Origin of the sequence: Streptomyces beigongshangae (genome assembly GCF_019710745.1) — a bacterium.
GTDB lineage: Bacteria > Actinomycetota > Actinomycetes > Streptomycetales > Streptomycetaceae > Streptomyces > Streptomyces beigongshangae.
In genome coordinates, this window is the sequence record NZ_JAHKJW010000028.1 from 82,345 (window position 1) to 104,383 (window position 22,039).

The 22,039-nt window shown below is 69.6% G+C and carries 13 protein-coding genes; 7 read left to right on the forward strand and 6 right to left on the reverse strand.

The features are described from left to right. Positions 1 to 16: 16 nt before the first annotated feature. Positions 17 to 235: a DUF397 domain-containing protein gene (locus KM933_RS22345; protein ID WP_221354913.1), complete on the reverse strand. Its 219-nt coding sequence runs from the start codon at positions 233 to 235 to the stop codon at positions 17 to 19. Beyond that, a complete protein-coding gene (locus KM933_RS22350) occupies positions 214 to 1,062 on the reverse strand; it encodes a DUF5753 domain-containing protein (protein WP_221354915.1) in 849 nt (282 codons plus the stop codon). Before KM933_RS22350 ends, KM933_RS22345 begins: the two co-directional genes overlap by 22 nt. A gap of 242 nt (positions 1,063 to 1,304) precedes the next feature. Between KM933_RS22350 and KM933_RS22355 the strand changes: the two genes are divergently transcribed. After that, positions 1,305 to 1,508: a hypothetical protein gene (locus KM933_RS22355; RefSeq protein ID WP_260333993.1), complete on the forward strand. Its 204-nt coding sequence runs from the start codon at positions 1,305 to 1,307 to the stop codon at positions 1,506 to 1,508. Next, complete coding sequence (locus KM933_RS22360; RefSeq protein ID WP_221354917.1) at positions 1,505 to 1,819, forward strand: hypothetical protein; 315 nt, start codon at positions 1,505 to 1,507, stop codon at positions 1,817 to 1,819. Before KM933_RS22355 ends, KM933_RS22360 begins: the two co-directional genes overlap by 4 nt. On the opposite strand, the gene KM933_RS22365 is transcribed toward KM933_RS22360, so the two are convergent. Beyond that, complete coding sequence (locus KM933_RS22365) at positions 1,816 to 3,945, reverse strand: AIPR family protein (RefSeq protein ID WP_221354919.1); 2,130 nt, start codon at positions 3,943 to 3,945, stop codon at positions 1,816 to 1,818. The two genes, KM933_RS22360 and KM933_RS22365, sit on opposite strands and share 4 nt — an antisense overlap. Positions 3,946 to 4,094: 149 nt before the next feature. Between KM933_RS22365 and mads6 the strand changes: the two genes are divergently transcribed. The 3 genes from mads6 to mads8 are packed head-to-tail and all read left to right on the forward strand — an operon-like array spanning position 4,095 to position 15,536. Beyond that, the gene (mads6, locus tag KM933_RS22370; protein ID WP_221354921.1) at positions 4,095 to 8,270 is read left to right on the forward strand and encodes a methylation-associated defense system protein kinase MAD6; all 4,176 of its coding nucleotides are present in this window, start codon (positions 4,095 to 4,097) and stop codon (positions 8,268 to 8,270) included. Next, the gene (gene mads7 / locus KM933_RS22375) at positions 8,270 to 9,964 is read left to right on the forward strand and encodes a methylation-associated defense system protein MAD7 (RefSeq protein ID WP_221354923.1); all 1,695 of its coding nucleotides are present in this window, start codon (positions 8,270 to 8,272) and stop codon (positions 9,962 to 9,964) included. Before mads6 ends, mads7 begins: the two co-directional genes overlap by 1 nt. A 4-nt stretch (positions 9,965 to 9,968) precedes the next feature. Continuing rightward, positions 9,969 to 15,536, forward strand: a complete 5,568-nt coding sequence (gene mads8 / locus KM933_RS39560) for a methylation-associated defense system ATP-binding protein MAD8 (RefSeq protein ID WP_260333978.1) — start codon at positions 9,969 to 9,971, stop codon at positions 15,534 to 15,536. Between the two features lie 224 nt (positions 15,537 to 15,760). Here the strand turns inward: mads8 and KM933_RS22385 are convergent, their stop codons facing one another. Next, entirely contained in the window at positions 15,761 to 16,708 is a 948-nt protein-coding gene (locus tag KM933_RS22385; protein ID WP_221354925.1) for a M56 family metallopeptidase, read from the reverse strand. Between the two features lie 243 nt (positions 16,709 to 16,951). Between KM933_RS22385 and KM933_RS22390 the strand changes: the two genes are divergently transcribed. Then, positions 16,952 to 17,914: a glycosyltransferase family 2 protein gene (locus KM933_RS22390; RefSeq protein ID WP_221354927.1), complete on the forward strand. Its 963-nt coding sequence runs from the start codon at positions 16,952 to 16,954 to the stop codon at positions 17,912 to 17,914. Between the two features lie 99 nt (positions 17,915 to 18,013). On the opposite strand, the gene KM933_RS22395 is transcribed toward KM933_RS22390, so the two are convergent. Both KM933_RS22395 and KM933_RS22400 read right to left on the reverse strand, forming a co-directional pair. Further along, on the reverse strand, positions 18,014 to 19,729 hold the full coding sequence (locus KM933_RS22395) for a bifunctional 3'-5' exonuclease/DNA polymerase (protein ID WP_221354930.1): 1,716 nt from the start codon (positions 19,727 to 19,729) through the stop codon (positions 18,014 to 18,016). Positions 19,730 to 19,827: 98 nt separating this feature from the next. After that, positions 19,828 to 20,553 (reverse strand): Clp protease N-terminal domain-containing protein, encoded by a 726-nt coding sequence (locus KM933_RS22400; protein ID WP_221354932.1) that lies wholly within the window; start codon positions 20,551 to 20,553, stop codon positions 19,828 to 19,830. A gap of 74 nt (positions 20,554 to 20,627) precedes the next feature. Here KM933_RS22400 and KM933_RS22405 point away from each other — a divergent pair, with 74 nt between their 5' ends. Next, the gene (locus KM933_RS22405) at positions 20,628 to 21,929 is read left to right on the forward strand and encodes a DUF2786 domain-containing protein (RefSeq protein WP_221354934.1); all 1,302 of its coding nucleotides are present in this window, start codon (positions 20,628 to 20,630) and stop codon (positions 21,927 to 21,929) included. Positions 21,930 to 22,039 lie beyond the last annotated feature (110 nt).

Here is a 22,039-nt window from a genome sequence, read left to right on the forward strand (position 1 = left end):
AGTAGGAGCTGGGACGTCAGGCTATAGGTACTGTGCCGTTCGCGAGCGAGACGATGAACGGGCCCCAAGCATCTGGTGTGAAAACCAGTGCAGCAGCAAGAGGCGCCTTGCTGTCGCGGACAGGAACGAGGGCTGGGACATCGTCGGCGACCTCGACGCAGGCGTCTCCTTGTTGCCCGCCGCTGTAGCTGGACTTGCGCCACTGGGCGGTGCTCAGGTCGGGGGTGGCTCGCATAGCTTGAAGTTCTCCATCGCCGCTTCGATCAACTCTGCGGATCCCCTTGGCGGCAGGGCGCAGGCCTTCATGCGATCGTAGTCTCGCAGCTGCCGCATGACGGTTTCCCTGTCGTCGAAGGCTTCCCCGCTCCCAGCGCCTTCCTGGTACACGGTTGTGGAGTTGTCGGGGAGGGTAAGCAGGATGAATGTGCCATTCATCAGCGCTGATGCCCCAACCTCGAACGGGACAACCTGAATCGTTGTGTGTTCGGTTTGGACCAGTGGCAAGAGCGCTGCCAGTTGTTCGTGCATGACAGCTGATCCGCCAACTGCCTGCCGGACAGTCGCCTCGTTGAGGATCCACCAGAAGTTCGGTGAATTGTCTCCGTTGAGAACCTCCTGACGGCTCAGGCGAGCTGCTACGAAGCCGTCGATCTTTTCCGCTCCAGCCCCAGGGTTGCACTCGCGGAACAGCGCTCGCATATACGCCTCCGTCTGCAGCAACCCAGGAACAATGCTGGCTCCGAACTCCTGAATCCGCGCAGCCCGCGCATCCAGCTCCAAGCAGTGGTCGAACCGCCTCGGTGTGTGTTCCCGCTTGACCACCCCCCACAGCCCCTGGAACAACTCACCGGTCCCGAACGCCGCATCCAGCTTCTCCGAGATCGGCGGCAGGGGAAGCCGGTCCGCCGTCTCCACCCCGTGCAGGTGCGTCTTGCTGTAGTTGACCACCTCCGACAGGCGGTCCAGCGACAACTGGGCCAGCTGCCGTTGCCGACGCAGCTCGGTGCCGTACAGCTCCCTCGCTGATCGTGCCGGTTCGAGGTCACGTGCGCCAACTGTCATCCGTGTCGCTCTCCTCATGCCGTTGTTCCAGGTCCCCGGCGGGGACGGATCACCCCTGTCGGGGGTAGCGACGGAGGGCGACGATAAGGACACGAACGGTGATTCCCGCCGCTCGCACGCATCCTTGTCCACGGAGAGCACCAATGGACGCAGCCCAACACCCCCACACCGACGCCCTTTTCGCGTCCCCCACTTCCACTCCTCCCATCCCTCTCACCCCTCCCGCCCTTCCGACCCCCGTCGTGGGCGATCTCGTCTACGACACCGTTCACCGGCGCTACGGTGTCGTGATGGAACGGGCCCGGGGGCGGGTGTACCTCCGGCCCAAGGGAGACGGCCGGGAGTGGGCCGCACGGCCCGAACACATCGTGCTCGCCCGTGCCGGCGAGGCGCTGAACTCGCAGGTCGCCGAAGCCAACGCCCGCAGCCGGGGAGAGCTCCTGTGAAGCGGCAGGCCGCGAAGCCGAGCGTCTACGACCCGCCCGTCGGTCTTCCCGGGATGCCCGTCGGCAGCAGGGTGCACGACAGCGCGACCGGACGAAAGGGCATACTCAGGGACATATTCCACTACCAGGCCGCCGACGAACCGCCGGGCCACGACGCGCGGCCGGCCCGCCGTCTTGTCTTCCTGCGGCCGGTGGGCGGCGGTCTGGAGTGGACCGCCGAGCCGGATCAGGTGGTTCCGGTCGAGTGGAACCACCTCGCAGGGGCCCCCGACGTCCGTCCCCCGGCGCCGGCGGACAGGGGGGCGGACTAGGCACCCGCGTTCAACTCGTCCTCGGCCCGCAGCTCTGCCGCCAGGTCGACCAGGGATCCCTTGCCGGGGATGTGCCAGTACAGGGTTCCCTGGACCTGCTGGTTGTTGCCCATGGCCTCCTTGCGGATCTTGCGGACCAGTGTGCTGGGCGCGTAGGACTGGCCGTCGGCGGCCCAGCGCAGCGGCTTGGACGCGTTCGCCTGCCAGGTCGCGCGGGCGCGGTCGGGGTTCTCGGTCAGCCAGGCGGCCAGCCCCAGGCGGTCGGGGCGGGTGACGGGGCGGAACTCCAGACTCGTATCGGCCGGGATCCGCCCCGCCTTGACGATGAGGCTGACCGCGCTGGTCGAGCGGGCGGGCCTGCCCTGGGTCCGTTCCTCGACGCGGTAGTCGGCGTTGTCGGGTGCCGTCTCTCCCGAGCGCATCGACTCCAGGACGCGGCGCGACACCAGGCGTACGCGCTCCGTGGTGCGCATGCTGGTGAGCATCTGACTGGTCGGTCCGTACGACGTGTCGATCGTGGTCACCAGCCAGCCCAGGGTGCGCTCGACCAGTTCCGGCACCTTGGCCAGCTGGGCTTTCCAGTCGGTGTGTTCGTTGTCGAGACCATCCGTGTCCAGGTTCTGGAAGACGACGTGGCTGATCAGCAGGTCGCCGTTGCTGGCCGCGCTCGCGGCCCGGCCGAAGAGGTTGTCGCTCTGCTCGGCCAGGGCGGCCTTCACCGCGCGCACCAGCTGCACACGGCGCCACACCTCCTGTGCGCTCGGTGCCGTGTTGATCGTCCTGCCGAAGATCTCCTGGTAGTTGCCCTTCTCCCAGAGGAGGGAGATGTCCCGCTTGGCCTTCGCGGCCAGTTCAGGGTTGCGGTGGGTCGCCGCAAGGGCCTCCGCCGCCTCCGTCATGGTGCAGCCGCTGTCAGGGGCGGGCTCCGTCTCGCCGCGCTTCACCACGTAGGTGCGGCCGAGGGAGAGCGCGAAATCGTCCCGGAGACCCGCCTGGATCGGGTCCCGGGACTTCCAGTCCCGTTCCTCGATGGGATTCTGGGTGTTCGTGTTGAGGGTGACCTGGTCGCCGAAGCCCTCGGGGCAGTTCTCCAGGGAGATGATTTTGACCAGGACGCGGCCGTGCTGTGCCGTGGCCGAATTTCGCTGCATGGCTCGGTACATGGCGCTGACCGTCTGCGCGCCGTTGACGACGCTGGCCCCCTCCAGAACGAATCCGGCTCCCGCGCCCGGGGAGAACGCGCCCTTGCCCTTCTTGCGGATCCGGTCGCACAGCAAAGTGATGCCGTTGCTGAAGTACCAGAAATTCTGGGGTTCGTGGAGAAGGGTGGCGCGGATCTTGTCGTTGACGTCGGTGTCGAGCGAGTCGCGGATGTTCCGGGCGAAGAGGTGCCGGTCGTGGGTCTCGTACCATTCGGCGACCTCGGCCGCGGAGAGCGTGCCGTAGTAGGCGGTGAAAGGAATCTCCTCCCGGCCCACGCCCTCGACCCACGCCTCCAGGTCGATCTTCCGGTCGGCGTGGTCGCCGAGGATCTCCTGGTACAGGCCGCGGAGGTCGATGAGCCGCCATTCGATCATCTCCTCGGCCCAGTTGCGCTTCTTGACCTCGGAGTCGAGCAGCGCCCGGATGTCCGGGTGGAGTTCGGTGTCGGTCACCAGCGCCAGCAGCAGAGTGATCTTGGGTGAGCCGCTGTCCAGAGCCTTCTCGAGGGTCTCGGTGTGCTGCTCGATACGCTTGTTGAACCGGGTGAACTCCAGGTTCATCAGGTAGTCGAGACCGCGGAAGAGACGGTCGACCTCACTCTGTCCGAAACCGGCCGTGGCGTTCTCGCTCCATTTCGCCTGGGCCAGCGTGATGTGCGGCCGTCCGCCCTGAGCCGACGCGGACAGCTCGACCGCGATGGCATCGATGCCCCAGTCATCGCGACCGTCGATGACCGACAGGGCCGCCTCCCGGTCCGCGTACCCCGTTTCGCGCTTGACGGCGAGGGCGGCCACCGCGCGACTGAGGAATTTTTCCTTCCGTTTCTTCTCCGACAGTCCGGGCTCATCCGTCATGTCGATGAACGGCTCAAAACGTTCGATCAGTCGTTTGCTCAGATTACGGATGTAGAACGACTGCGACATGGGTCCTCCTGTGACCGATCTGATCGTCGGACACTTTATCCGGAGTGGCGTTTCGGCCCTTGGTACTAAAGTGACTCCGGCACACGGCAGTTGCGGCGCACCTCACTTTCGCGCGCACCTGACCGGCAGGGACGGGGCCCGGGAGACTCATGGCACGCATCATCAAGGTCGGCGACCCCGTCAACGAGGCCGAGCGCATGGTGCTGCGGCATCTCAGGGACCGGGCGCCCGCCGAATGGACCGTGATCCACAACTTCGAGATCTACCGGGGCCGTCAGTGCTTCGAGGTCGACCTCGCGATCCTGACCGACCGGGCCTGCTACCTCGCGGACACCAAGGGCACACACGGGCGCATCGAGGTGCGGGGCAAACAGTGGTTCCCCCAGGGGAGGGCGCCGTTCCCCAGTCCGGTGCGCAAGCTGCGCGAGCACGCCAAGACCGTGGCGAACCTGCTGCGGCAGTCGCACATCTCGGCGGCCCTCGGCTCGGTGTGGTGCGAGGAGCTGGTGATCCTCCCGTTCGACGACGCGGAGCTGGTGGACCGCGACAACCGGGACGAGAAGAACACCGTTCTGCTGAAGGACCTCGTCCCGTTCCTCCGCGCGCACCGCCCGTCCAAGACCGGACCCGTTCTTCCGGTCGGCGGGATGCACGAGGACATCGCGCGTGCTCTGGGTGCCGTGTCACGAGCACAGTCCGGCCCCCGCAGGTTCGGTCTCTACCAAGCCGTCGAGACACTCGCGGAAGCGGACCCGTCGCCGGAGAACGGGGCGGAGGGGGACGCCCGGGACCGGGTGTCGGTCTACCGTGCGGTGCAGCCCGACCAGCCGAACTCGGGGACGTACCTCGTGCAGGTGCACACCGTCGATCCGCTGCTGCCGGACGAGGAACGCACCCGGGAGCGGGAACGGATCGGTAATCCGGTCCAGTCGCTCAACAAACTGCCGCCCAATCCGCACATCGTGCCCTGCGTCCAGGTGGTGCCGCTGGAGGACGAGACCGGATACGCCGTCGTACTCAAGGACGTACAGGCCGACGCGCTGCGGGTGCGGATGTCCGACGGGCCCGGTGCGCTGGGCGCGGACGCCAGGCGACGGATCATGTCGGGCGTGCTGTCCGGACTCGCGCTCGCACACGCGTACCGGGTGGTGCACCGGCACCTCACCCCCGACACGGTTCTGGTGGCGCGCAACGGCACGGCGATGATCACCGGCTTCGACTACGCGCACACCGGACAACGCAGGGCCGGGACCGTCGCGATGGACGCGTACGAGCGCGCCGACGCCGCCTACCTCGCACCCGAGTACCTGGACAGTCCGGACGGCTTCTCCGCCGCTTCCGACATCTTCGCCGCGGGAGTGCTCTTCCACGAGCTGCACACGGGGGAGCTGCCCACGGTCACCGGTGGGAACCGGCTGGTCGACAGCCTGGACGGATCCGATGTCACACCGGAGGTGAGAGAGCTGGTCCGGCGGCTGCTCGCGGCGGACCCGGCGCTCCGGCCGACCGCGCGGGAAGCGATCGCCGAACTGGAGCGGCCGGTGCGCGGCGGCAACGGCGGGGGGACGCCGGCTCCGGGCCCGCCCGACGAGCCCTTCGACTGGGAGAACCCCTACAGCTACCGGGACCTGCCGACCGGCTTCCGGCTCACCGAGAAGTTCCATGTCCGCAAGAAACTCGGGCAGGGCAAGTTCGGTGTCGTCTACCAGGTGTTCAACACCCTCGACGACACCGACGAGGTACTGAAGATCATCACCAATGATCCGGAGTCGGTCGGGCTCCGGCTGAAGGGCGAGTACGGAATCCTGCGTCGCCTCCCGGCGCACCCCAACCTGGTGCGCGTCATCGACGCCGACTGGCTGCCCAAGGGAGGATTCCCCTACCTGCGACTGGAGTTCGTGGAGGGACGGGATCTCCAGACCTCGGCGGCACGTGAGCGCCGGCTGGGAGCCGCCGATGTCGTACGGCTCCTGGAGGACTGCCTGGCCGGACTCGATCACCTGCACCGCAACGGCGTCTATCACTGCGACATCAAGCCCAGCAACCTGCTGTGGACCGTCGACGGAACGAAGCTGCTGGACTTCAACGCGGCGGTGTCGGTCGACTCCACCCTGACACCCACCCTGGGTTCGCCGCGCTACCAGGCCCCGGACTCCGTGACGCGGGGACGCCCGACCCGCGCGGAACTCGCCGACCTCGACCTGTACGCCCTCGGCGTCTCCGCCTACATCGCGCTGACCGGGACGTACCCGTGGCCGGGACGGGCCCAGCCGCCCCGGGAGGAGGATGCGCTCGACCCACGCAGAATCAGTGGTCTGGGTGACCTGAGCCGGGCTTTCGCCGACGTACTGCTGAGATCCGTCAAGCCGCGCCGCGCCGACCGGTTCCCGGACGCAGAGGCGTTTCTGACGGCCGTACGGGCCATAGGGGAGGTCCGAAGGACGCAGGACAGCGTGGACCAGGCCCAGACCCAGACCGAGCAGCAGTGCGCCACGGAGTCCGGGCAGGACGGCACCAACGCGTTCGTCAGCCACCTCCAGACCCTCTACAGCCAGAGCTCCCGGACGAACGCGGGCACTCGCGGGCTCGACCCCGCCCAGTTCCCGCTGTACGTGGCCACGGCTCTGGACACCGCGCTGCGCGACGACGTCCTGGCGGGCAAGCACCGGCTCGTCGTCATCACCGGCAACGCCGGTGACGGGAAGACCGCCTTCCTGGAACAACTGGCCGCCGAGGCGCTCAAGCGCGGTGCCGAGCCGGGCGAGAAGCGCGCCAACGGCGACGACTTCGTCTTCCGGGGCCGTGCCTTCCACACCAACCACGACGGCAGCCAGGACGAGGGGGACCAGGACAACGACGCCGTCCTCGACGCTTTCCTCACGCCCTTCCGGGGGGAGGACGCCGGCACCTGGCCGCAGGACCGTACGTGGCTGATCGCTGTCAACGAAGGACGCCTGACCGATTTCGTCACCGCGCACGCCGACCGCTACCCGCTCCTGGCGGACACCGTCCGTGCGGGACTGGCGAGCGGCAGCGCCGGCCACGGCGTCGCCGTCGTCAACCTCAACGCGCGGGATGTCGTCGCCGATCCGGCCGGCACCGGGGACTCCATCCTGCACCGCATGGTCCAGGCAATGACCGACGCCAGACACTGGAGCGGCTGCGCCTCCTGCGACCTGGCCCCCCGCTGCTACGCCCGGCACAACGCGCAGACCTTCGCGCACCCGACCGCCGGTCCCGTGGTCACCGAGCGGTTGGCCGCCCTGTACCGGATGACCCATCTGCGCGGACGGCTCCACATCACCCTGCGTGATCTGCGCTCAGCCCTGGCCTACCTGCTCACCTCCGGCCGGGACTGTGCCCAGATCCACACCCTCTACCAGCGTCCCGACAGCGTCCAGGAGCGTCTGGACAGCTTCTACTTCACCAGCTGGGCGGGCCTGCACACCGGCGGTGAACACGAACGGGACCGTCTCCTGCGCCAACTGCGGGACCTCGACGTCGCGACCGTGCCCGACCCCCAGCTCGACCGCAAGCTCGACTACGTGGGCCCCGACGGCGGTCACAGCCTGATCTCCGTCGACCAGCGCGGCAGCCACGACGCGGAACTGCTCGCCGACCGGTTCGCGGCGCTGCCCCGCACTCCGTCGGCCGACCCGGAGGAAGCCGCCGCGCACCGCGCCTACCTCGCCGCCGCCCGGCGCCGCTTCTTCTTCGAAAGCCTGGCCGACGACCGTTGGAAGTCCCTGCTCAGCTACCGGGCCGGGGGCAGGTTCCTGGACCTGCTCGACACAGGGGAACCCGGTCAGGCCGAGCTGGACCGGATCATAGAGGCCCTCAACCGGGGCGAGGGACTGCCCGACGCCCTTTACGAGGGCGAGCAGGCGCTGGCCCTCCAGGTCAGGTCCGTGCCCGGCGGGACCGTCCGCAGCCACCGGCTGTTTCCCGCCGGCCGGTTCACCATCGAGGTCGGCAGGCCCGCGGCCTCCGACTACGTGGAGACCAGCCCCCGGGAGATCATCGTCCGCTACCGGGGACGGACACCCGACGGATCCGCCGAGCACCGTGCGGAACTGACGGTCCGCCTGGACCTGTACGAACTCCTCGACCGACTGCACTCCGGTCACCAGCCCGGAGTCGAGGACCGCCAAGGACAGAATCTGGCGCTGGCCGTGTTCAAGAACGCGCTGTCGGCCACCTCGTACCAGGAGGTGCTGCTCACCGCACCGGGCAGCGTGCCGCACCGGATCACCCGGCTGCCGGACGGGGCACTCCGGCTCGGACCGGTGACCGGGCCGAATGACGCGGCGAAGAGGGGGAAGTGATGGTGCTGCGCAAGCGGGACAGCGAGTTCCGGCATCTGGGCGTGTCCTATCTGGAATTCAAACGGGTCGAGATGGACCGGGTCCTGACCGGGTTCCTGATGCGGGTCAACCACAACGGCCAGACCAGCAAGATGGTGCGGGGCAGGACCCTGGCGAAAGAGTTCGTCGACGAGTTCCGGGACGAGGAACACGCCCAGAAGTTCCAGGGCTTCAGGGACTCCCCGGACATCGCACGGCGATGGATCGAGACCCAGCTCCTGGACATGGTCAACCGAGGCAGGCCCAACCAGGCGGTCGCGGGACTGCGGCCGCTGCACGGGCTGACGTACAAATTCCGCAACTACCAGCACTCCCGTGCGTACGGAGCCGACGCTCAGCTCTACGAGATGCTGCGGCACGCGCGCGGCAGGCGCGGGACGATGGCCCTGGACAGGGTCCGCGCGTTCTTCTTCACCGGCCTCGACCCCGCTCTGGGCACCCAGCTGCCCGGCAGCAGCGTCGACGTCGAGACGCAGGCCGTGCTGCACCTCAACAGCCAGGTGAAACAGGACTCCCCGGCGAACGTCAAGGGCTGGTACTCGGCCCCTCCGCTGTGCGTGGGCCAGTCCGACCTGCTCGCCGACGACGTGCTGCGGCTGCTGTCCCTGCAGGACCTGCTGCCGCGTATCGTCATGGTCGAGTACTTGAAGATCCTCTTCGCGTTCCATCTGGCGCTCGGCCAGCTCAAGGCCATGAAGCTGCTGCCGTCCATCGTCGAGCGGTCCGCTGCCGAGCCCACCTGCGGACCCGAGAACTGCCCGTCGGGCGTGGGCGGTCCGGGAGAGGGCTTCGGCAGCTGCCCGTTCCGGGTGGGGCTGCTCGTCGACGCGGCAGGCGTGCCCGGTACTCCCGTCGCCGCTCTCGCGGAGCACAGCGCCGACGTCTGGCTGCGGCGCGTCCCCGGTTTCGTACGCGCGGGCTACTCGGTGCGCAAGCTGGGCGAATTCGCCGATCACCTTGCGGACAGCAGGGAGATCACCAAGCCGTCCCGCGGGTTCTTCACCGTTGCCGAGCTGCTGCAGTACGCGGGGGGCACCTTCCGGGAGCGGCGGGAGCAGTTCTTCGCGTCGCGTATGGACACACTGCTCGACGACACTCCGATCGACGAACAGCCCGAAGGTGTACGCGCGTTGCTCGGCGCGGGGATGGGGCTCGGCGCCTTCGAGCAGTACATCGAGCTGATCATGGCGTACCGCGGCAAGTACCACTACGACTACATCGTCGAGACCGTCGACTCGCTGCTGCTCAAGAACCGTCCCGGCGCGGTCATCACACAACCCCACCGGGGACGACGCCGCTTCGTCATGGACAGCGCGCTTCTGGAGGTCCTTGTCCAGATCGCGCTGCTGCGGCCCAACCCGCGCGGCACCAGGTCACGTTTTCCGTACCACACCGAGCAGTTGAGACTGGACGAGTTCATGGACACACTGCGCACCCGCTACGGGCTCCATGTCGACCGGCTGCCGGCCGACGACGGCTTTCCCACGGCCGGATTCGAGGAGCAGGCGGCTCTGCGGTCGAACACCGAAGCGTTCACCACCCGGATGCGGGAGATCGGCTTCTACAGCGACCTGTCCGACGCTTACCTCACCCAGGTCATCACACCGCGGTTCGGGATCTCCCTGGACGGCACGGTCACGGCAGGCGGGAGGTGACGGCATGGCTCGCGGACTGACGGAGATCTCGGAAGCACAGTGGCGGGACGCCCTGGAACGCGCCCTGCTGCCCCGGCTGGCCGCCGTGCTGCGGGGCAGGCAGCCCGGGCACTGCATGCGCCTGGGGGACCTCGACACGGATCTCGCCGCCCGGCTGGTACGCGGGCTGCGCACCCTCGTGCCCGATGCGCAGGTGTTCGTCCTGGACGACGGGCACGACCGGGTCCCCGCCGACGTGACGGTGACCAGCACCAAACTCGTCGAACTGCGCAACCCCGACGAGGACGGCCGGCTGCGGCCGCCGCTGCTGGTGTTCGTCCCGCCCGGTACCCGCGCCAGCGCCGAGGACTCCTTCGGTATCGCCACCTTCGAGCAGCTCTCCCTGGACGATGTCCACGCGAGGCTCAAGGCCTCCTTGCTGCGCGAACTCCCCGAAACACTGCGGCAGCCCGTCACCGAACTCCTGGACCGACAGGACCGGCAGGTCACGGACGACGGCGTGGTGGCGGACGACCGGGCCGCCGTACGGTACCTGCTGACCCTGCGGGAGAACGACCACGACCCCGACGCGGCCGGCGCGGCGGTCTACCTGCTCGGTCTGATCCCCGACTTCGGCCTGTTCCAGGACATGACGCTGGTGGGTCGCAAAGCGGACCGCAACCGCAGGACCGTCGCCAAACTCACCGAGGCCACCACCACCGACCGACAGCGGATCCTGAGCCTCGGACTGCCCCAGAACTCCTCGTCGGCGCAGGAGTTCGTACGCCGGCTGGTGGGCTTCGCCGCCCGTACCGGTCTTGACAACCCGTCCCATTGGTGCCGGACGATCGCCGTGGACCCGGACAACTGGCCGCTCGCCTTCCACCACTGGCCGCAGGAGAACGCGCCCGGTGACGAACAGGTCGGCATCGAGGTGCACGAACTGACCGTTCTCCCCAAGGCCGGACAGAACAAGGACGACCTGCGCAACCACCCCGCGCTGGAACGGCTCTTCGGCGGACAGTATCTGCTGCCCGGCGGGCTCCCCTCGCTCCCCGTCTCCTTCACCGTCGACCCCGATCCCCGCCATATCGCGGGTCTCGCGAAGTTCTCGGTCCAGATCCTCTCCGAGCACGAGACCGACGAGGACAGCGGCACCACCACCGTCAGCCCGACGGGCTTCACCGCCACACTCTCGGTGGCCAGGACCGCCAAGACGGTCTACAAGGCGAGCATCAAACTGAAGAAGGGCCGCAAGGCCGACTGGGAAGAGGGATGGCACTTCGTCCGGATCACCCCGCTCGACACCAACGGTGACCCCATGAGGGTGGCCGGTGCCGACAGCGCGCACCGGCCGCACGAGAGCGACCGCTTCTACGTCGTCCCCGACGGAGAGTTCGACGACCCGCCCGTCCAGCGCTCCCAGCACGCCCCCGGTCTCGCACAGGCGATCAACCGGTTGCGCTTCACCGCACGGGCGGAGGGCCGTGATCCGTGGCGGGTCTCCTGCCGGGAGGTGGGCTGGGGAACCCGGACGGCCAAGACCTGGCCGCTGCGGGCAGCGTTCGGTCCCGCCGGCCTAATCACCGTCGACCTGCCCATTCCGCTCGCCGAGGCCGAAGAGCGGATACTGGCCAGGCCGCACGCCCTCGAAGGCCCTCGACTGAACGTAGACGCCTCGGGGAAATGGCGGCTGGGCGATGACGAGAGCCCGGCCACCACATCCACCGAGGACAGTGACTTCGGCAGGTACCTCCAGGCACGCGCCACACTGTTCGCGGCCGTGCGCGCTGACGCGGACGGCTCGGCTCCCCTCGTGGTCGAGGGCGGCGACCCGCGTCTGTTCCGCAAGGAGGCCGAGAGCTGCGCGGAGGCATATCTCAAAGCGGTCACCCGCTGTGTCCGTGCGCTGGAGAACCCCCGCGGCGGTACGGCCGAGCCGGTCCGTGCCGAACTCGCGTCGTTGCTGCGCACCGACACCATGACGGTGGAACTGGCCGATGCGCAGGGCGGGCGACGGCTGGTGGTACTCGTCACGCCCACCCACCCGCTGCGGATGCTGTGGTGGTGCGGTCAGGCCGCGCTGGCCGACCACTGGCTCGACCGGATCGAGGGCCAGGACAAGGACCGGGTGCTGGAGACCCTCCACAGCCTTGTCGAACGGCTCACCCCGCTGGGATTTCCGCTTGTCGTGCCGCTCACCACCGGCGAACTGACCTTCGCTGCCGGGCAGCTCACCGACTACTGGCAGGTCTGTCTGCCGAGTGAGACCGCGGACCCCCGGGGAACGGTCTCGCGGCTGGGTTCGGCCCTGGGCGTGAACGACGGCTCGACAGCTTCGGGCATGGTCACCGGTGCCGACCTGGCGGACCGGGTCGAACGCTATGTGCGCCTCCATCCGTACGTGGACAGCCTCGTCGTCAACGCCTTCGGTGTCGGCCGGGGCGAGGTGATGGCCTCGATGCTCACGGAGCTGCAGAGCCGCAGGCACCTGGCCCATCTGCGGTACACGATCCGTCTCTTCACGGACCATCCCCAGGAACCCTGGGTCGGGGAGGCGCTCACCGACCTGTTCTCGCCCGGCTCAGGGCCGCGTGCCGCGGCCGCGGAGGCGTTCGGCACACCGGGCGACCCCTTGCGTCCGAAGCTCGCCGTCGTCGTGCGCGACGCCGCCGAGCTCCGTACCCGCGCAACGGATTTCTCCGCTCACCTGAGTGTTCTGTTCGACCCTTTCGGCGGAGAGCAGTTCGACATCGCGCCCGGTGCCCGCACCTCCGGACGAGTGGCGGCACACGGACTCGTACAGGAACTGACCAGCCACTACGCCGAGGACGAGGAGTTCGCGGCATGGAGCAGACAGCCTCGGCACGGTGCCACGGATCCCGTCGCGGGAGCCGAGGAGACCGGCGACCTGATGGCGGCGCTGCCCGAGGCCCTGTCGGCCGCCGTGGTCGCGGTGACGTCCGGGGAACCGCGTCCGGGACAGCTGCCGCAGATAACGCTGCGGCTGTCGGCCCAGGACAAGGCTCTTCTGCACGACGTACACCAGGCCAGTGACTGGGTCATCACGGTGGACCGGACCCTCGGGGTGGAGTACTTCGACCACGGGCGGGCCGACCGGCCTGAATACGTCATCGACTACTCGGCGACCGCACAGCCCGGCATGGGACACCACATCGTGGTCTCGTCGCGATCGATCGACGAACTGCGCGCGCTGGTCGGACCCGTCCTCGACGACAAACAGCTCAGCATCGAACCACGCCATGTGGCGACCTTCTTCGATCAGCTCAGGGAGCTTTCCGGCAGTTTCGCCTTCAAGCTTGCCGCGCTCGGCAGCAACAGCCGTACCGAGGTCCTCGGGTTGGCCCTGGCCCGGCTGTACCTGCGATATCAAGGCGCCCTCCACAACCAGATCCTCATCCCGCTGGACGCGCACACCGACCTCTACGGTGAGGCACAGCGCCGGGCTGCGGCCGGTGACAACGCGGTCCGGCTGCACCGGACCGACCTGGCCCTGTTCGACCTCGACGCCGAGCGTCAGGTCGTGGTGTGCAGGCTGGTCGAAGTCAAGTGCTACACCGGCGTCGGCGGTCTGGGTGCCTACGAGGCCAAGAAGAAGCAGATCAGCCAGCAGATCGACAACAGCCGGAAAATCCTGACCGACCAGTTCGACCCCCGGGTAGAGCGGCCCGACCGCCCCCTGCAGAACCTCACACTCCGCTCACTGCTCGGCCACTACCTCGCACGTGCGAACCGGTACGGCCTTTTCGACGAGAAGGGGTACGACGAGGCACGATGGCTCCTCGATCACCTCGATCACGGTTACACCCTGGAGTTCGCCGGCAGCGGTCTCATCTTCGACCTGGGCGGGGACGGGACTGATGTCGAGACCGATACGGACATCACATTTCATCGCGTCGGCCGTCGCCAGGTGACCGAGCTGCTGGACGCCGTGGAGACGGAGTACCTCGGCGGATCCGTTCGCAGTGCGAGTCATCTGCTGGCAGAGACGGAACTGGCCGGGATCGACCGCGGCGATGCCACGGCGACCCTGCGTGCACGTATCCGCAACCGCGAGCTACCGGAGGAGCCGGCCCCGCTCAGCGCCGTACTGGACGAGGACTTCACGCAAGGAGGGGCCTACAGCGAGAACGCCGCGGAGGAATCGCCGGGTTCCGTATCGCGGCAGCCGGTATCCGAAACTCCCGTCGAGACGGAGCAGGCATTGGGATCGGCGGCCACCGCTGGGGCGGGCCTAACAGACGAGGGTGCGGCGGAGACCGAGAACACGGATGACGGGACGGAAGCCGGGACGTGGCCGGTGCTGGGCGACGAACCGGAGACACCCACACCGGCACCGCCCAGTCCCTCCCGGACCGGTCCGACGGACAGCCCCCCGCTGCCGGACGTCTTCCTCGGAGTTTCGAAACCGACCATGCAATACGGCCTGCTCGGTATGAGCGCGGGACGGAAAGTGGCCCTCGACCTCAACGAGACCCACACCATTAGTCTGTTCGGTGTTCAGGGCGGGGGAAAGAGCTACACCCTTGGCTCGATCCTCGAAATGGCGAGTCTGCCCGCCGCGGGTATCAATCAGCTTTCGCATCCTTTGGCCAGCATTGTTTTCCATTACAGCGGTTCGGAGGACTACGCTCCTGAGTTCACCAGCATGACCATGCCCAACGATGACCAGGACCAGCTGGCGACCCTCCGGGAACGCTACGGCGTCGAACCCGCAGCGCTGTCCGATGTCCTGCTGCTGGCCCCCGCCGACAAGGTGGAAGAGAGAAGGAGCGAGTACCCGGATCTCGACGTTCGTCCGCTCAAGTTCTCGTCGTCCGAGCTGAAGGCTGCCCACTGGCGGTTCCTGATGGGTGCGGTGGGCAATCAGGCCCTCTACATCCGCCAGCTCGGAAGGATCATGAAAGCAAATCGCGACAGTTTGACGCTGAACACGATCCGGCTCGGGGTCGAGCAGTCGTCCCTCTCGGACACCCTGAAGCAGTTGGCGTACGACCGGATCGAATTGGCTGCCGAATACATCGATGACACTGCTCGGCTGCAGGATCTGGTCCATCCCGGGCGTCTGATCATCGTCGATCTGCGTGACGACTACGTGGGAGAAGATGAGGCGCTTGGCCTGTTCGTTGTCCTGATGCAGCTGTTCGCCGATGCCCGTCACGAGGGACAGGCGTTCAACAAGCTTGTCGTCTTCGACGAAGCTCACAAATACATTCGAAGTCCCGATCTTGTCGACGGGCTGGTTTCCAGCGTCCGCGAGATGCGCCACAAAGGCATGTCCATCCTTGTGGCCAGTCAGGATCCGCCATCCGTGCCGATTTCGCTGATTGAGCTGTCCAATCACATGGTGCTGCACAAATTCACTTCACCCGCGTGGTTGAAACACCTGCAGAAGGCGAACGCCGCTCTGTCCGCTCTGACCGCGGAAAAGATGGCGTCGCTGAACCCCGGAGAAGCCTTCGTATGGTCGGGCAAGGCCACCGATGAAGCGTTCGTCCGGAGTGCGGTGAGGATCAGATGTCGCCCGCGGGTCACCAGGCACGGTGGTTCGACCAGGACGGCTATCGGCTGATTTGGGATTGCCCGAGCGCTGGTACGCCGACTTCGATCGTCCGGGGTCGCCGTCGGCGCCGTGGCCGCCCTTTCAGGTGATGTCACGGAGCATCTCAGAGGTACGCGCGGGGATCGATCCCAATCGCACCAGCATGTGCACCGGCCGATGTGGCGACAAGAGAAACGTTCATGGCGGCTGGACGCGCGCTACGGGACGGGGCAGGTCGAGCCCGTCCGCGACGGCTACGACGTCAGTGTCGTCAGGGCCGGGGCGAAGGTGATGGCCAGGGGGATCAGGGGGGCCAGGGCCGCCGCCGTCGTCGTGCTTCTGCGGTGGGTTCGCGGGAGGCGGGGCGGGGGGTCCAGGAGGCGTTCCACCCGTTGGTGGAGCAGGGGGCGGGGGGTGGCGCAGGACAGGACGCCCCGGTGCTGGTTCAGCTCGATCAGGGCCAGCGCCGTGGTGAGGTGGCCGCAGCGGCGTGATGCCGTGTCGTCGGCGGAGAGTTCGACCAGGCGGTGCGTCTGGTCGCGGAAGTGGCGGAAGACCGGGATGCCGGGGAAGCCGCCCGCAAGGGCCTGGGAGAGGTGCAGGAGCCAGTCGTGGCGGGCGCGGGCGTGGCCGAGTTCGTGGGCCCGGATCGCGTCCAGCTGGTGCGTGGTGAGGCGGTGCAGCGCGCCCGTGGTGACGACCAACTGCGACGGGTTGCCCGGCATCCACCAGGCGTCCGGGTACTCGTCCTCCAGCACGAGCAGCGGGCCGCGCGAGGCCGGAAGACCGGCCGGCAGTTCGGGGGCGCGTTCGCGCAGGTGAGCCCGGCGGAGGTTGGCGCGTCGGCGGGCCTCCACCAGCTCGCGGGCCAGCATGGCCGTGGTCCACGCCGCTCCGCCCGCCAGCAGCAACGTCAGGGCGGTCGTCCAGGGCGGGGCGGCGGCCAGGTCGTACGCCTCGGTGACGGAGGCCGGCGCGGGCGCGAAGACATGGGCGCGGACCGTCCGGAAGACGGCGGAGGCGCTCAGCGCGAGCGACGCCAGACAGCACAGCAGCACCGTGGCGACCAGGCACTGCCACACCCACAGCGCGAGCACCGGCTCCCGTTCGGGCCAGGAGGCGCGGGTCAGGACGCGCGGCGCCACGACCGCGACCGTCAGGGCCACGGCCGCCATCAGCAGGAGGGAGATGGATACGGTCATGTCGTGGGCCCCTTCTCCTCGGCCTGTCGCTGCCGCCGTCACCGTCACCGTTGTCGGCGTCGGCGCCGTGGTCGGGCGAGTGCGCGAACGCGGTGCGGATGGGCGGGCGTAGCGGGTCATGGACACGCTACCCGGCCCCGGGCCCCCGGCCGCAATGAGCCGCAATGAGCGGAGCGGGACGCCACTCTGAAGAACACGCGTATTGGAGGAGTCCTTCCCGTGAACGGCTAGCATCGCTCCCTGATGGTCGGCGAGGCCGAGGCCGAGGCCCAGGGCTGGGTCGGGTCGGGTTGGGGTGGGGTGGGCGTCGTGTCGGTGGGACCGCGGATCGCGGTGGCCGTGGTGACGATGGGGACGCGGCCCCAGGAGGTCGACGCGCTGCTCGCGTCGGTGGCCAAGCAGGACGTCGCGCCCGAGCGGATCGTGATCGTCGGGAACGGTTGTCCGCTGCCGGAGTTCGCCGAGCGCCTGGGCCTGCCCGGTGAGGTCACCGCCGTCGAGGTCGACGAGAACCTCGGCTGCCCCGGCGGCCGCAACGTCGCGCTGCGGCGGTTGCGCGAGCTCGGGGACGTGGACGTCGTCGTCGAGCTGGACGACGACGGACTGCTCGTCGACCCCGATGTGCTGCGGACCGTACGCGATCTGTACGCCGCCGAGCCGCGCCTGGGCATCGTCGGCTTCCGCATCGCCGACGAGAACGGCGAGACCCAGCGGCGGCACGTCCCCAGGCTCGGCGCCAAGGACCCCCTACGGGGCGGCGAGGTGACCTGCTTCCTCGGCGGTGGCCACGCCCTGTCCATGGAGATGCTGGAGCAGACCGGGGACTGGCCCGCCGAGTTCTTCTTCGCGCACGAGGAGACCGACCTGGCGTGGCGGGCCGCCGACGCCGGCTGGACCATCCGGTACGCGCCCGAACTGCTGCTCCAGCATCCGAAGACGTCACCCGCCCGGCACGCCATCTACCACCGCGTCACCGCCCGCAACCGCGTCTGGCTGGTCAGGCGGCGCCTGCCGCTCCCGCTCGTCCCCGTCCACCTGGCGGTCTGGATCGCGCTGACCCTCGTACGGACGCGGTCCGTCGGTGGGCTGCGGGCGTGGTTCGGCGGCTTCGTGGAGGGGGTGCGGACGTCGGCCGGCGAGCGGCGGCCGATGCGCTGGGGGACCGTGTGGCGGCTCACCCGGCTGGGACGGCCACCGGTCGTCTGACCGGGACGGGTGGAGCGGGCCGGTCGGGTGGGGCGGGCGATCGTGCGGTGCGGATGGGTGTGTGGTGCGGGTGAGTGTGCAGTGCGGGCCGGGTGAGGGCTACTTCGCGTCCGCGTAGCACCGTACGACCGCCGTCGTGAACGGGAACCGCACCGGTGTCTCGCCGAACGTCAGCCGGCCCGCCAGTTCCGCCGCCTCCCGGATCGCCTCGACCACCGCGTCGGCCTCCTCCGCCGGGCAGTGCACCATCACCTCGTCGTGCTGGAAGAAGACCAGCTCGGCCGCCATGTCCCGGCACGCGCGCCGGAGCCCCGCCAGCACCAGGAGGGTCCAGTCGGCGGCGCTGCCCTGCACCACGAAGTTGCGGGCGAAGCGGCCCCGGGCACGGGAGTCGGCGGAGGCGTGGCCCGGCATCCAGTCCTGGGCGTCCCCGCGCCCGGCGCCCTCGTCCGGGCCGTCGGTCCGCCCGCTGTCCGGAATCCCCGCCTCCTCCCTCGCGGAGTCCGCCCCGGCCGCAGGCGGGCAGGTGCGGCCCAGCCAGGTCCGTACGAGGCGCCCCTCCTCGCCCGCCCGGGCGGCGTCGTCCACGTACGCCACCGCCCTGGGGAAGCGGCGGCGCAGCAGTGCGAGGTTCCTGAGGCCGTCCCCGGCCGTCTGGCCGTAGATCGCGCCGAGGACGGCGATCTTCGCCTGTGCGCGGTCGCCGGAGAAGGCGCGGTCGGAGACGGCCTGGTAGAGGTCGCCCGCGCGGCCGGCCACCTCCATCAGGCCGGGGTCGCGGGAGATCGCCGCCAGTACGCGCGGCTCCATCTGGTCGGCGTCCGCCACGACGAGGCACCAGCCCGGATCGGCGACCGCGGCCCGCCGGACGACCTTGGGGATCTGCAGCGCGCCGCCGCCGTTGGTCACCCAGCGGCCGGTGACGGTGCCGCCCGGCAGGTACTCCGGTCTGAACCGGCCGTCCCGCACCCAGTCCTGGAGCCACGACCAGCCGTGGGCCACCCAGATCCGGTACAGCTTCTTGTACTCCAGCAGCGGCTTCACGGCCGGGTGGTCGATGCGCCCGATCTCCCAGCGGCGTGTCGACCTCACCTTGATCCCGGCCTGCGCGAAGGCCCTGACGACGTCCGCGGGCAGGTCGGGGCGGACCCGGCGGCCGAACGCGGCCGACACCTCCTCCGCCAGCTCGGCCAGCCGTCGTGGCTCGCCGCCGCCCGCGTACCGCTCGCCGAGCAGTTCGTGCAGGACCTCGCGGTGCACCTGCGCGCTCCACGGCATGCCGGTCGCGTTCATCTCCGTCGCCACGAGCATGCCCGCCGACTCGGACGCCGTGAGCAGCCGCATCCGCTCGGGGTGCGCGGTCGCGTCGTGTCTTCGCTGCTGGTCCTCGTAGACCTCGACGAGCTGGGCCAGCGGCAGGTCGGCGGAGCCGGCGCGCGGCTCGAAGAGCGAGGACTGCGAGCCCGGTTCGGCGGAACGCTGCGGGGGGTCGGGCGGTACGGGGCCGCCGCGCAGCCTCGCCAGGGCGGCGGCGGCCGAACGGGGCTCGCCGAGCCGTCCCTCGTGGCCGAGCAGGAGGGTCTCGGCGGCCTCCAGGTCGTAGCACCGCTCCACGCGGACGCCCTCGGCGCGCAGCCGGGGGTAGACCTCCGCGGTCGCCCGCCACACCCAGCGGGTGACGTCCGGCCGGGAGCGTACGGACTCGGCGAGGTCCGGCTCCCGCAGGATCGGTCCGGCGGGCAGTCCGTCGGGACCGAGGGGGGCGAGCTCGGCGCCGCCGTCCTCGGCCGGTGCGAGAGCCCACCGGTCGGTCATGGGGCGAGTCTCGCAGGAGGGTCTGACAATCGCCCCGGCTCAGCCCCGCCCCACCCCGGCTCGACTCAGCCAGCCCCGCCCCGGTCGGGCCAGGGCGTCTACAGGAGGGGCTTCGTCACCTCCGCCACTGCCGCCGCGACGTTCGCCTCGGCCGCCGGCTTGCCGACGCCGAGTCCGCTCAGCACGCCCGTCCCGGCCTCGTGCTCCAGCAGGGCGAGCAGGACGTGCTCCGTACCGATGTAGTTGTGGCCCAGGCGCAGGGCCTCGCGGAAGGTGAGTTCGAGGACCTTCTTGGCGCCGGCGTCGAAGGGGATGAGCGCGGGCATGTCCTCCGTGCGCGGCGGGAGGGCGGCGGTCGCGGCCTCGCGCACGGCGTCCGGGGTGACGCCCTGCGCGGTGATCGCCTTCGCCCCCAGGCCGTCCGGCTCGGCGATCAGGCCCAGGAGCAGGTGCTCGGTGCGGATCTGGTCGTTGCCCGCGGTCCTGGCCTCCTCCTGGGAGGCCACCACCACGTTCCGGGCGCGGGGGGTGTAGCGGCTGAAGCCCTGGCTCGGGTCGAGGTCCGACTCGGCCTTCGGCACGAACCGCTTCTGGGCCGCCTGCCGGGTGACCCCCATGCTCCTCCCGATGTCCGTCCAGGACGCGCCCGAACGCCGCGCCTGGTCCACGAAGTGGCCGATCAGGTGGTCGGCCACGTCCCCGAGGTGGTCCGCGGCGATCACCGCGTCCTGGAGCTGGTCGAGGGCGTCTTCGTGAACCTTCTTGATGGCCTCGATGAGGTCGTCGAGGCGTACGGAAGTGGTCGCACGTGGATTCGTGGTCATGCGTCAACCGTAGGTTGACAGTAGAGAGGTGTCAACCTTGGGTTGACAGCTGCTTCCCGTGGCACGATCGAGGAATGAGCAGCACGTCCTCCGTGGTCGGCCGCGCTTTCGAGGCCGCCCTCTACGCCGACTCCGACGCGGCCCTCGACGCCGGCGCCTCCCTGCTCGCCGCCGACCCCGCCTCCGACGCGGAACTCGTCCGCCGCGGCGAGGAGTTCGTCGCGGCGGCCTGGCGGCGCGGCTGGCAGCCCGCCGATGTCGTACGGATGGTGCGGCGCGAGCTGGACGACGTCCACGAACGTCTGGTGGCGGAGCTCGTCCTCGCCGAGGCCGGGCGGGACCCCCGCCCCCGGGGCACGCGGTGGGCGGCGCAACTCGACGAGCTGCGGGGCGGCGGCGGACCGGACGCCGGCCCGGATACCGGCTCGGGTGGCGGACCGGACGCCGGCTCGGGTGGCGGATCGGAAGCAGGCTCGGGTGTCGGCTCGGGCGCCGGGCCCGGAGCGCTTCGCCTGGACCGCTTCTCGTACGCGACTGCGGTCCTGGAGCTGTACCGGCTGCTGCTGCGGCTGCCGTCCTTGGAGCCGCTGGACGCGCCGCACCCGCCGCACGCGTCCGCGCCCGGGTCGTCCGCGGGCGCCGGCACCGGAACTGGCACCGGCACCGGCACCGGCACCGCGCGGGACACCCGCATGCTCACCCGTATCCGCGCGCTCCTCGCCAAGGCCGAGGCGACCGGGTTTCCGGAGGAGGCGGAGGCGCTGAGCGCCAAGGCGCAGGAACTGATGGCCCGGCACAGCATCGACGAGGCGCTGCTCGCGGCGCGGACGCACGCCAGGGACACGCCCGGGGCCTGGCGGATCGGCGTCGACCCGCCGTACGAGACCGCGAAGGCGGTCCTCCTCGACGCCGTGGCCGGGGCGAACCGCTGCCGCGCGGTGTGGAACGAGGCATTCGGCTTCTCCACCGTCGTCGGCTTCGAAGCCGATCTGGAGGCGGTGGAACTCCTCCACACCTCCCTCCTCGTGCAGGCCACGACCGCGATGACGAAGGCGGAGGCGGCACAGCGGGCGGGCGGCCGGAAGCGTACGAAGTCGTTCCGGCAGTCGTTCCTCGCCGCGTACGCCCATCGCATCGGCGATCGGCTGGCCGAGGTGGCCGACGCGGCGGAAGGGCGGGCGAGCGCCACGGAGGGGGAGTTGCTGCCGGTGCTGGCGGCTCGCGAGGTCGCGGTCGCGGACGAGACGGAGCGCATGTTCCCCGACACCGTCACGACCCGGATGCGCGGGGTGAACGACGCGGCCGGCTGGGAGGAAGGGGTCGCTGCGGCGGACCGCGCCCAGGTGGGGGCGCGACGGCCGCTGCGGCGGCCCTGAGCGGGGAGCGTTGTCGCGCGCAAGGGTGGGGCCGGGCCGCTCGCGGCCGCGCCCGCCTGCGCCCGTCCCCGCCGTGCGCCTGCGCCCGTCCCCGCCGTGCGCCTGCGCCC